General features: G+C 63.7%; 13 protein-coding genes and 1 tRNA gene. 11 read left to right on the forward strand and 3 right to left on the reverse strand.

Annotated features, from left to right (window positions below):
* On the reverse strand, positions 1 to 1945 hold a 1945-nt coding region (gene aceE / locus QRN45_RS05160; protein WP_284762566.1), incomplete at its 3' end, for a pyruvate dehydrogenase (acetyl-transferring), homodimeric type.
* A gap of 400 nt (positions 1946 to 2345) precedes the next feature.
* Here aceE and QRN45_RS05165 point away from each other — a divergent pair.
* The 7 genes from QRN45_RS05165 (at position 2346) to QRN45_RS05195 (ending at position 7601) form a co-directional block, all read left to right on the forward strand.
* Positions 2346 to 2768, forward strand: coding sequence for a DUF3052 domain-containing protein (locus tag QRN45_RS05165; RefSeq protein ID WP_078108631.1), 423 nt, complete (start codon positions 2346 to 2348; stop codon positions 2766 to 2768).
* Positions 2769 to 2779: 11 nt separating this feature from the next.
* Positions 2780 to 3268, forward strand: a complete 489-nt coding sequence (locus tag QRN45_RS05170) for a peroxiredoxin (RefSeq protein ID WP_139359746.1) — start codon at positions 2780 to 2782, stop codon at positions 3266 to 3268.
* Between the two features lie 5 nt (positions 3269 to 3273).
* Positions 3274 to 4215, forward strand: coding sequence for a Sir2 family NAD-dependent protein deacetylase (locus tag QRN45_RS05175; protein WP_284762567.1), 942 nt, complete (start codon positions 3274 to 3276; stop codon positions 4213 to 4215).
* Positions 4216 to 4288: 73 nt separating this feature from the next.
* Positions 4289 to 4364, forward strand: a tRNA-Val gene (locus QRN45_RS05180).
* A 113-nt stretch (positions 4365 to 4477) separates the two neighbouring features.
* Positions 4478 to 5005, forward strand: coding sequence for a methyltransferase family protein (locus QRN45_RS05185; protein ID WP_078108634.1), 528 nt, complete (start codon positions 4478 to 4480; stop codon positions 5003 to 5005).
* Positions 5006 to 5293: 288 nt separating this feature from the next.
* A complete protein-coding gene (locus QRN45_RS05190) occupies positions 5294 to 6091 on the forward strand; it encodes an IclR family transcriptional regulator (protein ID WP_241709838.1) in 798 nt (265 codons plus the stop codon).
* Positions 6092 to 6245: 154 nt separating this feature from the next.
* Positions 6246 to 7601, forward strand: a complete 1356-nt coding sequence (locus tag QRN45_RS05195; protein ID WP_284762568.1) for an MFS transporter — start codon at positions 6246 to 6248, stop codon at positions 7599 to 7601.
* Positions 7602 to 7782: 181 nt separating this feature from the next.
* On the opposite strand, the gene QRN45_RS05200 is transcribed toward QRN45_RS05195, so the two are convergent.
* Positions 7783 to 8850: a D-2-hydroxyacid dehydrogenase gene (locus QRN45_RS05200; RefSeq protein ID WP_284762569.1), complete on the reverse strand. Its 1068-nt coding sequence runs from the start codon at positions 8848 to 8850 to the stop codon at positions 7783 to 7785.
* Positions 8851 to 8921: 71 nt separating this feature from the next.
* Here QRN45_RS05200 and QRN45_RS05205 point away from each other — a divergent pair, with 71 nt between their 5' ends.
* From QRN45_RS05205 to QRN45_RS05215, 3 genes are read left to right on the forward strand one after another with little or no spacing between them, the layout of a single operon-like run.
* The gene (locus QRN45_RS05205; protein ID WP_284762570.1) at positions 8922 to 9833 is read left to right on the forward strand and encodes an NAD(P)-dependent oxidoreductase; all 912 of its coding nucleotides are present in this window, start codon (positions 8922 to 8924) and stop codon (positions 9831 to 9833) included.
* Positions 9834 to 9847: 14 nt separating this feature from the next.
* Positions 9848 to 10618 (forward strand): SDR family oxidoreductase, encoded by a 771-nt coding sequence (locus QRN45_RS05210; protein WP_078108638.1) that lies wholly within the window; start codon positions 9848 to 9850, stop codon positions 10616 to 10618.
* Complete coding sequence (locus QRN45_RS05215; RefSeq protein ID WP_078108639.1) at positions 10618 to 11676, forward strand: L-idonate 5-dehydrogenase; 1059 nt, start codon at positions 10618 to 10620, stop codon at positions 11674 to 11676. Before QRN45_RS05210 ends, QRN45_RS05215 begins: the two co-directional genes overlap by 1 nt.
* Before the next feature lie 28 nt (positions 11677 to 11704).
* Here QRN45_RS05215 and QRN45_RS05220 read toward each other — a convergent pair whose 3' ends face one another.
* On the reverse strand, positions 11705 to 12433 hold the full coding sequence (locus tag QRN45_RS05220) for a FadR/GntR family transcriptional regulator (RefSeq protein ID WP_284762571.1): 729 nt from the start codon (positions 12431 to 12433) through the stop codon (positions 11705 to 11707).
* A 232-nt stretch (positions 12434 to 12665) separates the two neighbouring features.
* Here QRN45_RS05220 and gnd point away from each other — a divergent pair, with 232 nt between their 5' ends.
* Positions 12666 to 14102, forward strand: a complete 1437-nt coding sequence (gnd, locus tag QRN45_RS05225; RefSeq protein WP_284762572.1) for an NADP-dependent phosphogluconate dehydrogenase — start codon at positions 12666 to 12668, stop codon at positions 14100 to 14102.
* Positions 14103 to 14234 lie beyond the last annotated feature (132 nt).

Genomic DNA, 14234 nt, shown 5'->3' on the forward strand with positions numbered 1-14234 from the left:
AGCCGCGGGTCATTTGGTCCGCGGCGGCCCAGAACGCGTCGCCGGTGCGTTGGAAGCCGAACATGGAGTAGAACACGTAGATCGGCACGAGGGGTTCGCCGTGGGTGGCGTAGGCGGTGCCCGCGGCGGTGAAGGCCGCGACCGCGCCGGCTTCGTTGATGCCGGGGTGGATGAGCTGGCCCATGGGGGATTCCTTGTAGGCCAGGACGAGGTCCCGGTCCACGGAGAGGTAGTTCTGGCCCTTGGGGTTGTAGATCTTCGCGGTCGGGAAGAACGCGTCCATGCCGAAGGTCCGCGACTCGTCCGGGACGACCGGGACGAAGCGTTTGCCGAAGTTCTTGTCCCGCATGAGGTCCTTCAGGAGCCTCACGAAAGCCATGGTCGTGGCGGCCTGCTGCTTGCCGGAGCCGCGCTTGGCGACCTCGTAGGACTTGGCCTCGGGCAGGGTCACCGGGGTATGGGCGGAGCGGCGTTCGGGCACGGGCCCGCCCAGCGCTGCGCGGCGGTCCATCATGTACTGGATTTCCGGGGCGTCCATGCCGGGGTGGTAGTACGGCGGACGGTACAGATCGGTGTCGAGCTGCTCGTCGGTGATGGGGATGCGCAGGTGGTCACGGAAGGCCTTGAGGTCTTCCATGGTGAGTTTCTTCATTTGGTGGGTCGCGTTGCGGCCCTCGAAGTGGGGTCCGAGTCCGTAGCCCTTGACGGTCTTGGCCAGGATCACGGTGGGTTTGCCCTTGAACTCGACCGCGGCCTTGTACGCGGCGTAGACCTTGCGGTAGTCGTGGCCGCCGCGTTTGAGGTTCCAGATCTGGTTGTCGTCCAGGTCCGCGACCATGTCCTTGGTCGCCGGGGTTTTCCCGAAGAAGTGTTCCCGGACGAACCCGCCGGATTCGGCCTTGTAGGTCTGGTAGTCCCCGTCGACGGTTTCGTTCATGATCTTCACCAGGGACCCGTCGGTGTCTTTGGCCAGGAGGTCGTCCCATTCCCGGCCCCAGACGACCTTGATGACGTTCCAGCCCGCCCCGCGGAAGAACGCCTCCAGTTCCTGCATGATCTTCCCGTTGCCCCTCACCGGCCCGTCCAGGCGCTGGAGGTTGCAGTTGATCACGAAGTTCAGGTTGTCCAGGTTCTCGTTCGCGGCGAGCTGGAGCAGGCCGCGGGACTCAGGCTCGTCCATTTCCCCGTCGCCCAGGAACGCCCAGACCTGCTGATCGGAGGTGTCCTTGAGGCCGCGGTCGTGCAGGTAGCGGTTGGACTGGGCCTGGTAGATCGCGTTCATCGGGCCGATGCCCATCGACACGGTGGGGAATTCCCAGAACGAGGGCATCAGGCGCGGGTGCGGGTAGGAGGAGAGCGCGTGGCCCTGCTTGGACTTTTCCTGCCGGAACCCGTCCAGGTCCTCCTCCGAGAGCCGGCCTTCCATGAACGCCCTGGCGTACATGCCCGGGGACGCGTGTCCCTGGAAGAAGACCTGGTCCCCGCCGGAGGGGTGGTCCTTGCCACGGAAGAAGTGGTTGAAGCCGACCTCGTACAAGGTCGCGGCCCCGGCATAGGTGGAGATGTGCCCGCCCACCCCGATGTCGGCCCGCTGCGCCCGGTGCACCATCACGGCCGCGTTCCAGCGCATGTACGCCCGGTACCGGCGCTCGAACTCCTCGTTGCCCGGGAATTCCGCTTCCTGGTCCGCCGGGATCGTGTTCACGTAATCGGTGGTGGTCACCATCGGCACCCCCACCGACTGGGACCCCGCTCGCTGAAGCAGGCTGCGCATGATGAACTGCGCCCGCTCCGTGCCCTGCTCCCTGATCAACGCATCCAAAGACTCAACCCACTCGGCAGTCTCTTCCGGATCACGATCAGGCAGCTGGGAAGTCAACCCGCTAAGGATGTGTGAGGTCTCTTCTCCTGCAGCCACGTCCAACCTCTCTTTTGGCGCATTCATCGTCGCCTCAGGTCCGGCAGGGTAACTGCCCGTCATGAACGCGGCGTGTGCGACATATCGGTTACAACAGCCCGGTCATGTGCGCCGGGCAGGTTCTCTTGAGCTTGAGCTGCGCTATTCGCGGCGGGCGGTTGCCCTGCAGCCAAAGTCTTCAATGGCCACTGTAGCTTTGTACGAGCCGCGATGCGTAGCCGCGCGGTCGTGAAGGCGTTGTATGTCACACTCAAGCTGTTACATCGTAGGCAGTTGTAGCTGCAGCCATGGCTACAGCGCCGATCGTCGCCATGGCTTTAGCTGTGGCCGGGGCGCGGATTATGGTGGAACGCGGGACAATGGCTTGAAGCACACGCCCAAAGGGTGTTGGCTTGTAGTAATCGAAATCACTTCAAGAGGAGGAAACGTGAGCGAGGCCGACGCCGCCACATCGGTAAATGTGGCGGAAAGATTGGGTTTCAAAGATGGGGATCTAATTCAGGAACTCGGTTACGACGATGATGTCGATTTCGATTTGCGTGAAGACATTGAGGAACTCACAGGTTCCGAGCTGCTTGACGAAGACGATCACGAGGTAGTGGATGCGGTCATTTTCTGGTGGCGCGATGGTGATGGAGACCTTGTCGACGCACTGGTGGATTCACTGACCACCCTGGGTGAAGGTGGCGTGGTCTGGGTACTGACTCCCAAATCGGGCCGTGACAACTACGTCTCACCCTCGGATATCCAGGACGCGGCTCCCACTGCCGGCTTGCATTGCACCACCTCCGCAGGCGTCTCCAAGGACTGGAGCGCCACGCGGCTTGTAGCACGCAAGAAGAACAAGTGACCCACTCCAGGTTGAGCCCTCCCGGACTGCATCCGGGAGTTCCCGTTGTGGGTCAGGAGGCCCCGGATTTTGAGCTCGTGAACCAGTTTGGGGAGCCGGTTCGCTTGTCTGCTCTCCGCGGCCGCAACGTGGTGGTGGTCTTCTATCCGTTCGCTTTCTCCGGAATCTGCACCGGGGAGCTGTGTGAGATCCGTGACAATCTGGGTATTTTCGAACACGCCAACGCCACTGTCCTTGGAGTTTCGGTGGACAGCAAGTTCGCCTTGCGGGCGTACGCGGACAAGGAACGCTACGAGTTCGATCTCCTGGCGGACTTCTGGCCGCACGGACAAGTTGCCGAGAAGTATGGCGTGTTTGACGCCGCTACCGGAATGTCGTTGCGGGGCACATTCATCATTGATGCCGCGGGCATCGTCCGCTACGTTGTCGTCAATCCGCGCGGCCAGGCACGCGACTTAGCGGAATACCGCGAGGCATTGTCCGCGCTCGGCCAGGCCTAGCGTCGATGAGCGCCCCACGGCCCGGCGTCGGAATGACTGGCTTCGCCATACTTGCGCCGGCCCCCGCGGCTGAGTTGGATCCAGGCGAGATGGAGCTTCTCGGCCAGGCCGCCGGGATTCTCGGGGGCAAGCGGCTTGCTGTTTTGACGGGAGCCGGCCTGAGCACGGACTCCGGCATACCTGACTATCGCGGCCCAGGAGCGGCACCGCGGAATCCGATGACCTTCCAGGAGTTCATCGGAAGCCCTGTGAACCGGCGCCGTTACTGGGCGAGGAATCACCTTGGATGGTCCCACCTCCGGCACGCGGACCCGAACGCCGGGCATGCCGCCGTCGCGCTCCTTGAGCGGCGCAGGCTGCTTACGGGACTCATCACGCAGAATGTGGACCGTCTGCATGAGGATGCCGGCAGCATCAATGTGGTGGACCTGCATGGCCGCTACGATCGTGTGATCTGCCTCGACGAGGGGCACGTCTTCACCCGGCGGCTCGTGGCATCCATTCTTGAGGAAATCAATCCGGGCTTCCTCGAAGCCGCCCAGGCTTCCGGCGTCGTGGAAATGGCACCGGACGCCGATGCCTCGGTGGAGGATCCCGAACTCATTCGATCGTTCGTCGTCGCTGTCTGTCCCGTATGCGGTGGAACGCTCAAGCCCGACTTCGTCTACTTCGGTGAAAATGTGCCCAAAGATCGGGTGCAACGCGCCTATTCCATGGTGGACGAAGCCGGGGCGCTGCTGGTGGCGGGTTCTTCGTTGACCGTCATGAGCGGGCTGAGGTTCGTGCGGCACGCAGCCAAACTCGGCAAGCCGGTAGTGATCATCAATCGGGGTCCGACCCGCGGCGACGGTTTCGCGGATCTCAAAGTGGAAGCAGGAGTCAGCGGCGCGCTGGCCTGGCTTGCCGCTGAGCTTCCCGATCTGCTCCCGTCCAAGCGAGCCGATTAGTGTTCCGGGCGATTGATCCGGTAGAGTACATGTTCGTTGGTTGAAGCGCCGAGGGTGCCGAAATCAGTGTTTTGGGTCTTTAGCTCAGCTGGTAGAGCGCCACGTTTACACCGTGGATGTCATCGGTTCGATCCCGGTAGGACCCACCAAGAAGAAGAGCCCCTGAACTGCGGAAACGCAGCGCAGGGGCTCTTTTCATTTGTTCCAGAGCCTTAGGGCCCCAATGGTTGTGGCCAGTCGTCTGCCGGTTCAGAATGGCAGCATGACAGCGTCCGGAGATGCATCGCGCGACAAGAGGCTGGCGAAAATCGGTACGGCGGTGTTTGCCGTCGCCCCGGCTACCGCCGCCGGTCTGTTGCCATGGATGGTGACCCGTTGGAGAGTGCAACAGCCCGTACCCGGCGGATTGCCGGCCCAGTGCGCAGGCGTTCTGTTGATCGGCGCCGGCGCGGCCGTGATCACCAATTCGTTTGCGCGATTCGCCCTTGAAGGAATAGGCACGCCGGCACCCTTTGCGCCGCCGAAGAACCTTGTGGTCACCGGTTTCTATAGGTTCGTGCGGAACCCCATCTACGTGGGCATCGGCGCCGCGATCACCGGACAGGGCCTCTTGCTGGGACAGCCAAGGCTGTTCGGGCTGGCGGCGCTAGGCGCAGTTCCCGTGGTGGCTTTCGTTAGGCTGTATGAGGAACCGACGCTTGCCCGCAAGTTCGGCGCCGAGTATGAGGACTACCGGGCCAACGTTCCGCGTTGGCTGCCACGGCTCACTCCTTGGCGGCAGCAGGACTAGCTTTGCGCCTGATCCCCTGCGGGGAATTGGAAAAGCTCTCCACCGCGACTATTGGGGGATGCCGCGGTGGAGAGCTCATAGATGAATATACAGAGAATTTCTGGATATGGAAAGGAAGCCATTCTCCGCCCGGCGAGTCTCATCCCGGCACCAAGCCACTATGATGGTGGTTGTTCAGTGGATTGAACAAGCGTGATTGCCGCGGATCGGAGTTCCGCTGCCCCAGGGTAGCGTTTCTGCTTGGCACGCGCCCACTCTGCGCCAGGCGCACGATTGCGAAGGAGAATCATGGCCGATTCCCGCACCCCCCGTTCCGCCGAAGGATTGGGGAGCTCCTCGCCGGCGCCTGCCGTGACCCGCGCTGCCGCGGTCCTGGATGCCTTGGCGGAGGCGCCTTCGGGCAGGCTGACCCTCAGCGATCTTTCAAGGGAGCTGGGGATTCCGAAATCTTCCACGTCAAACCTGTTGATGGCCCTTGAGGAAGCCCGGTTGATAACCCGCGAAGGTGCCGAGTTTTCGCTCGGCCGGAAGCTGGTTGAACTTGGTGCCGCCTACCTGAGCCGGCTCGACGAAGTCCAGGAGTTTTACAAGTTCTGCGAACAGGCGCCAACACTCTCCGGCGAAACAGTGCGGATTGCGATGATCGACGGCGATCACATCATCTACTTGGCGCGCTACGAAGGGCACCCGGCCGTCCGGCTCACGTCGAACATCGGCGACAAAATGCCGCTTTCCCTGAGCGCCGTCGGCAAGGTCCTCCTGGCCCAGCTTCACGATCATGACATCGAAGCAATGTTCCCGGACGACGTGGAACTCCCTGTCATGACCCCGAAGTCCCTCCGGAGCGCCGTTGAGCTCAAGGCCCAAGTGGCTGCGATCCGCAAGCAGGGCTACGCCTTGGAGGACGAGGAATCCACTCTCGGCGTGGTTTGCCTTGCCGTGCCCGTCCCGACCCACGGGGCACACGGCCCCAGCCTTGGTCTCTCGGTGACGGCCCTGAAAGCCACCTTTTCCGAGGAGCAGGCTGCCCTGATGGTCAAGGAACTCAAGGAGCTCGCCCACTCGCTGGGCAACCCGATGGGCTAACCGATCTGGCCGCCCGGCCAAGGTCATAATTAAATCTGATTACACCACTTGAAACTTGTACAACGTACTGTACTCTGTTCAATATAGTGATTCACGCCATGGCGGCTGACACTATCTCGCCAGGCCAACGGGGGTCTGGAGTGTTCTTGAGGGAGTGCTTGTGACAACTCGTACTAAGACAAAGCTTGCTGACACGGACGGCGCGGTAGTTGAGCCGGAACAGCTGCGAAGGGCAACACTTGCCAGCTCCGTAGGATCCGCTCTGGAGTACTACGACTTCTACATTTACGGTCTGGCTTCGGCCCTGATCTTCGGGCCCCTGTTCTTCAAGCCCTTGGGAGACAGCGGCGCGTTGATCGCGTCGTTCGCCACCTACGGCGTCGGATTCGCGGCGCGCCCCTTCGGTGGCGTCCTCTTCGGATTCATCGGAGACCGCTTCGGCCGCAAGATGGTCCTCCTGATGACCATCGGCATGATGGGCCTCGCAAGCTTCGCAATCGGCTTGCTCCCGACGTTCGATCAAGCGGGCATGCTTGGCGCCGTCCTGCTCGTGGCGCTTCGTATCGTCCAGGGCCTCGGCGCCGGAGCCGAGCAGGCGGGCGCAACAACCCTGATCTCCGAAGTGGCTCCGCCCAAGCGCCGTGGTTATTTCGCTTCGCTGCCCTTCGTCGGCATCCAGCTCGGAACCCTCCTTGGTGCCGGTACCTTCGCGCTGATTGGCATGGCCAACAAAAGCGTGCTTGAAGGCTGGCTGTGGCGTGTTCCGTTCCTTGCCAGCTTCGTCCTGATCGTCGTGGCTCTCTTCATCCGTCTGAGGCTGAAGGAGACCCCTGTGTTCCAGGAGCTGGAGAAGCACAAGAATGTGGTGAAGAACCCCGTTGGCGAACTTCTGAGGCACTCCAAGAAGAACGTGTTGATCGGCATCGGCCTCCGCATGGGCGAAAACGGCAACTCGTCCATCTACGGAACGCTTCTCATCTCCTTCATTTCCGTCAAGGAAGGCGTCTTTCCGGGCGACAAGTTCATTGGCCCGGTCGGCCTGCTGATCGCAGCAGGATTCGCCGCCGTCATGGTGGTGACGTTCGGCGCCTTGTCGGACCGGATTGGGCGAGTGAAGGTGTACCGCTACGGAGCCCTGTTCCAGGCTGTCTTCGCTATTCCTGCTTTCTACCTCGTGACTCTTGGCAACGTCACCCTTGTGTGGGCCGTCATGGTGGTTGGTATCGCCCTCGGTGTGCAGTCCATGCTTGGCCCACAGTGCCCGCTGCTGCCGGAATTGTTCGGTTCGCAGTATCGCTTCACCGGCGTGGCTTTGAGCCGTGAACTGTCTGCCGTTCTGGCCGGCGGCTTGGTTCCCGTCTTCGGTGCCATCCTGCTTGCCGCGACGGGCAACTCCTGGGTGGTTCTGGCGGTCTACTCGCTGGTGCTGGCCCTGATTTCATACGTCACCACGTTCTTCACCCCGGAAACTGCCGGCCGTGACCTCCTTTCCCTGGAGGACGCGAAGTAAGGATCCCCGTACCTGACGTACGCAGCGGCGGTCCCCTCCGAAGTTCGGAAGGGGCCGCCGCTTTTTCGTGCCCCGCCCCGCCAGCAAACCCACGCCGGCCGGCGAGCCCGCCACACACGGCAAAGCGGCCCCTCCGGAATACCGGAGGGGCCGCTTGGATGGAGCTGGGAAAGTCGGCGGTTTAGTAGAAGTGCACCGTGTCCACAAGGTGGGGGAGCTCCCCGCCGTCGAGGAACGTGCGCAAGTTGCTGGCGAAGCGCTCAGCGATGAGCCGGTTTTCCGCAGCGCTGAGCGCCGACGTGTGCGGGGAGACCATGACCTTCGGGTGGTTCCACAGCGGGCTGTCCTGGGGGAGCGGCTCGACGGCGAAGACGTCCAGGCAGGCGTAGGACACCTGGCCGTTGTCCAGGGCTTCGAGGAGCGCCTCTTCGTCAACCACGGTTCCACGCCCAACGTTGACGAAAACCGTGCCGGGCTTCATCGCCGAGAAGACGTCGTGGTTGAAGAGTTTCTCCGTGTAGGGCGTGCCGGGGAGCGTGTTGACGACGGCGTCGGCGCTGGCCAGGAGGCCCGGCAGGCCATCGTTGTCCGCGACCTCGTCGATTCCTTCGATCGCTTCGATGTTCCGCTTGGTTCCGCTCACCTTCATTCCAAGGGCGCGGGCGATGCGGGCGGTCTCGAGGCCGATTTCGCCGAGGCCCGTGATGACCAGCTTGGAGCCGTTCACAAGTTTGGTGGGGGTGCGCAGCTCGGGCCAGACCTTCGCAGCCTGGTCCTGGGCAAGTTCCCCGCTGCGCTTGAACCCGTTGAGGATGCCCAGGGCCGCGAATTCAGCCAGCGGAAGCGCATGCACGCCTGCGGACGTGGTGACCTTGAACTTCTGCAGGGTCTCGCTGTCGAGGCCGGAAGCCTTCACGGCGCCACCGGCACCTGCGGCCATGGCGTGGATCCACTGCAGGTGCGGGTTGCTTTGCGCGATGCGTGCCAGGCCGGCCGGATTCTCGTTGGGGAAGCCGTAGAGGATCTGGGCCTTGTTCAACATCGACCAGTAGCGTTCCTCTTGTTCGGGAGTCCGCTTGAAGTCCGGATCGCCTGAATGGTCGGCCGGGAAGCGTTCCGGAGGAAGCAGTTCGGGTTCGTAGAGCACCGTAATGCCCGGATCTACGGCGCGGATTCGCTCCACATGCTCAGCTTCGAGCGGGACAGCGATCGCGATGGTGAGTTCATCAGTCGTCATGGTGTTCATCATACTGAATTGAGGCTAGGATATTGAACAGTTTTTGAAAGATGAACCACAAAGAAGTGAGGTGTACGCCAAAGATGACCGCCAAGACCGCAGGTTTTGTGGGGCTAGGGCTCATGGGTTTCCCCATGGCCGCCAATCTGCTCGGCAACGGCTGGGAGGTCACTGCGTGGAACCGCTCCTCCGAAGCGCTCGCCGAATTGGAGAAGCTCGGCGGAACGCGTTCGGAGTCGGTTGCCGGGCTCCGTGACCAACCCGTCATTATTTTCATGCTCCCGGATCTCTCCTACATCCAGGATGCCGCCGCGCCGCTCCTCGACTCCTGGCGCTCGGACGCACCGCTTCCCGGAACCACGATCGTCATCATGAGCAGCGTGTCCCCGACCGCCGTGCAGGAATTCGGCCGGACGGTCCGTAGCGCAAGTGCCGGGAACGCCGTCGTCGTCGATGCCCCGGTCAGCGGGGGCACCAAAGGCGCGCAGGACGGCACGCTCGCCATCATGGTCGGAGCCACCGAAGAAGACTTCCAGCGATCGCTGCCCCTCCTCCAATCCATGGGAACCACTGTCCGCCGGATGGGCAAGCTGGGCGCCGGTTCGCTCGCGAAGGCCTGTAACCAATTGATCGTCGGGACCACGACGGCGGCGCTCGCGGAAGCCGCTGAACTCGCCGAGCGCTCGGGCATGGCTGCTTCTGCCCTCTTCGAGGTCCTGGCCGGCGGACTCGCCGGAAGCCGGGTCCTCGAGTTTGTCGGCCCGCGCCTCGCAGCCAAGGATTACGCGCCCACAGGTCCCGCGAAGTTCATGCACAAGGACCTCATGTTCGTCCTCCAAAGTGCTGAAGCGGCCGGCGCCGCCGTCCCGATGGCGACAGCCGGCGTCGAACTCTACCGCGAACTGATCGATCAGGGACTTGGCGACCAGGACCTCGCAGTTGTCCGCCAGGCCATCGCCAACCTCAGCGACTCCTCCCTAAGCCCTTCGAACTAAGTAAGGAAACAACCATGAGTGGACTCTTCGATCTCACCGGGCGCGTTGCGCTCGTTACAGGATCCAGCCGCGGCATCGGCAACGCGCTGGCCCGCGGATTGGCCGACGCCGGTGCCACCGTTGTCCTCAACGGCATCAACACGGAACGGCTCAAGGACGCGGAAGCCGCGATGGCGGCGGACTTCGGGCCCGGGCGCATCCATAGCTGTGCGTTCGACGTCACGAGCGACACCGAAGCGGCCCGGGGTATCGCCTGGGTCGAGGAGAACGTCGGCCCGCTCGATATCCTCGTCAACAATGCGGGAATCCAGCACCGCGTGCCGATGCTGGACCTGGATGTGAAGGACTGGGAGCGGGTCATCACCACCGACCTGACCAGCGCCTTCCTCGTAGGACGCGAAGCCGCCCGCCACATGATCCCGCGGGGCCGCGGCAAGATCATCAACATCTGCTCGGTGCAGACCGACCTGGCACGCCCCACGATCGCCCCCTATGTCGCTGCCAAGGGCGGCCTGCGCAACCTGACACGCGCCATGACGGCCGAGTGGGCGGCCTCCGGCCTTCAGATCAACGGCATCGCACCGGGCTACATCCACACCGAGATGACCCAGAACCTCGTGGACGATCCCGACTTCAACTCCTGGATCCTTGGCCGGACGCCGGCCCACCGATGGGGCACCGTGGCGGATCTCGCCGGTCCGGCGGTATGGCTTGCCTCGGAGGCATCGAACTTCGTCAACGGCCAGACGATCTTTGTCGACGGCGGAATGACGGTGGTCGTCTAATGAGCGATTTCCAGCTTCCCCAGTCTTCACCCGCGGTGGTGGCCCACGCCGCCGGCGACCTTCGCATCGAGGACATAGCCCTCGTTGTTCCCACCCCTGACCAGGCCGTCGTCGAGATCGCCTACGGCGGCATCTGCGGCTCGGACCTGCACTACTGGCTCCACGGCGCCGCGGGGGAGTCAATCCTCAAGGCCCCGATGGTCCTGGGCCACGAAATCGTCGGCACAGTCGTCCAGCAGGCCGCCGATGGCAGCGGACCGGCGGCCGGAACCGCCGTCGCGGTGCACCCGGCGACTCCGGCCCCGGGTGCCGCCAAGTACCCGGAAGACCGGCCGAACCTCTCCCCGGGCTGCACCTACCTCGGAAGTGCCGCACGGTACCCGCACACGGACGGAGCCTTCAGCCGCTACGCCACCTTGCCCTCCCGCATGCTCCGGGCGCTTCCGGCCACGCTGGACTTGCGCACGGCGGCGCTTGTGGAGCCGGCCAGCGTTGCCTGGCATGCCGTCGCCCGCGCAGGGGACGTGGCCGGCAAGACAGCCTTGGTGATCGGAAGTGGTCCGATCGGCGCGCTGGCAGTTGCCGTCCTCAAGCGCGCGGGTGCAACCCGGATCGTGGCCGTCGACATGCATGACAAGCCTCTTGAGATCGCGCGTGCGGTGGGCGCGGACGAGGTCCTCAAGGGCGACGATGCGGAAGCCATCGCCGCAGTGGAGGCCGACGTCGTCATCGAGTCCTCCGGCAGCCACTTCGGACTGGCCTCGGCCATCAAGGGTGCGGTACGCGGCGGGAAGGTGGTCATGGTCGGGTTGCTGCCCTCCGGACCGCAGCCGGTCTTCATTTCGCTGGCCATCACCCGCGAGCTCGAACTGCTCGGATCCTTCCGTTTCAACGACGAGATCGACGAGGTCATTGCGGCGCTCGCGGACGGTTCGCTCTACGTTGATCCGGTGGTCACCCACGAATTCACGCTGGACCGGGGACTGGAGGCCTTCGAAGTGGCCAGGAACTCGGCCGAATCGGGGAAAGTCCTCCTGAACTTCCAGCCTGTGGCCTAGGTTCCCGGGCGGCGCCGACGTTCAGCCGTCAGCGCCGCTCGACTGGAACGAACACCCGTGGCTGGCCTTCCCAGCCCGGTGACAGGTCCGCGATGGTCTCCCGCATGATGTTGGAGGAGGCCTCGCGGGCCTTGTCGCCGTCTCCGTCCCGGATGCCCTGGGCAACATCCAGATGCCATTGCAGGGCCGCTTCCTTCGGATGTTCGGGCATGAGCCCGTGAACGGTCCGGCCGGTGAGGGTCTCGGTGACCTGGCCGATCAGGTTCGCGAACATTTCATTGCCGGAACCGGAGAGCACCAGGGCGTGAAAGCGGATGTCGAGGTCCAGGAAGGTGGGCATGTCGCCCGCGCGGCCCGCATCACGCATGGCCACGGAAATGTCCAACAGCTCGCTGCGCAGGGACTCCGGAGCGTTTTCCGCGGCCAGTTCCGCGGCCACGGGCTCGACGGCGGAGCGGAGTTCGGCGAGGGAGCGCAACTGTGCGCCACGCCCTTCTCCGGCCAGCCGCCAGCGGATCACCAGCGGATCGAAGGGATTCCAGCGGTCCGCGGGGAGGACCCGGATGCCGACACGCTTGATGGTTTCCACCAGACCCAAAGACTGCAATACCCTGACGGCTTCCCGCACCACCGAGCGTGACACCTTGAGCTCCTCCTCAAGGTGCTCAGCCAGCATGACGTGGCCGGTGGGGAGCTTACCGCCGACGATCCGGGTACCCAGATGCTCGACAGCGCGGTAGTGGAGACTGGTTGACATAGTCGTAAGCATAGTGGCGGCGGGCACTCCGCCAGCGGAAGCCCGGGCCCGGGGAACTCCCCACAGCGCGGGCCAGCAACATAGACTCTTTTGTGACGCGGACGTTTCCAAAACGTGGGCTCAACTTTCCCAGACGTGGTCCGAATACGTATGGTTTATTCCAGCTACTGCTCTAGAAAGCGTTTCCTCGCTCCTAGCAGGACTCGATGCACAAGAATGAATTGGAGTTTTGATGTCAGCACACATCGGTGTCACCGGCCTCGCGGTGATGGGCGCCAATCTGGCCCGCAACCTGGCCCGCAACGGCTTCACCGTTGCCCTGCACAACCGCTCCGTCGAAAAGACCGACGCCCTGCTGGCCAAGCACGGCACGGACGGCAACTTCATCCGCACGGAAACCCTCCAGGAACTCGTGGACTCCCTCGAGAAGCCCCGGCGTGTCCTGATCATGGTGAAGGCCGGCAAGCCGGTTGACGCCGTCATCGACCAGCTCGTTCCCTTGCTGGAACCCGGTGACATCGTGATCGACGCCGGCAACTCGCACTACGAGGACACCCGCCGCCGCGAATCCGCGCTGGCCGAGAAGGACCTGCACTTCGTGGGCGTCGGCGTATCCGGGGGCGAAGAGGGCGCCCTCAACGGCCCCTCCATCATGCCCGGCGGTTCCAAGGAGTCCTACGACGCCCTGGGCCCGCTGCTCGAAAAGATCTCCGCCAAGGTTGACGGCAAGCCGTGCTGCGCCTGGATAGGCACCGACGGCGCCGGCCACTTCGTCAAGATGGTCCACAACGGCATCGAATACGCCGACATGCAGGTCATCGGCGAAGCCTTCGATCTCCTCCGCTCCGGCGCCGGCATCGAGCCGGCCGAGCAGTCCAGGATCTTCACCGAATGGAACAAGGGCGAACTCGCTTCCTTCCTGATCGAAATCTCCGCAGAGGTCCTGGGCCACGTCGACGCCAAGACGGGCAAGCCGTTCGTCGACGTCGTCGTGGACGCTGCCGGCCAGAAGGGCACCGGCCGCTGGACGGTCATCTCCGCCCTCGAACTCGGTTCCCCGGTTTCGGGTATCGCAGAGTCCGTCTTCGCACGAGCGCTGTCTTCCCAGGCGGAGCAGCGCAAGCTCGGCCAGGAGCTGCTCGCCGGCGAGGAAATCGCCGTCGAAATCCCGGAGAACTTCGTCGAGGACGTCCGCCAGGCGCTCTACGCCTCCAAGCTGGTTTCCTACGCCCAGGGCCTGGACATGCTGACCTCGGCCGCGAAGGAATACGGCTGGGACCTCAAGCTCGACGAAATCGCTTCGCTGTGGCGCGGCGGCTGCATCATCCGCGCTGAGCTGCTCAAGGAAATCACCAACGCCTACGCAGCCGAGGAGAAGCCCGCCAACCTGCTGTTCGCCCCGGCCTTCACCAAGGCGATCGCCGGCGCGCTTCCGGCATGGCGCCGCGTGGTGGCCACGGCCGTCCAGCTGGGCATCCCGGTTCCCGTGTTCTCCTCCTCGCTGGCCTACTACGACGGGCTTCGCCGCAAGCGCCTCGCCGCAGCGGTCATCCAGGGACAGCGCGACCTGTTCGGTGCGCACACCTACGGCCGCGTTGACGGCGAAGGCACCTTCCATACCCTGTGGGGCGAAGACAAGTCCGAGGTCTCGGCAGTCGACACCCACTAAGGACCCTGCTGCCCCACAGATTGGGGCAGGCCCCGCTCGGTTCACGGCTAAGGCCGGCACTTCCCCGATACTGTGGAGGCGCCGGCCTTTGCCGTAGCCAGGTCCGGAAAGAAAACGCCACACGCAACACGA

This window comes from Arthrobacter sp. efr-133-R2A-63, assembly GCF_030209795.1.
In the GTDB taxonomy this organism is placed as follows: domain Bacteria; phylum Actinomycetota; class Actinomycetes; order Actinomycetales; family Micrococcaceae; genus Arthrobacter; species Arthrobacter bambusae_A.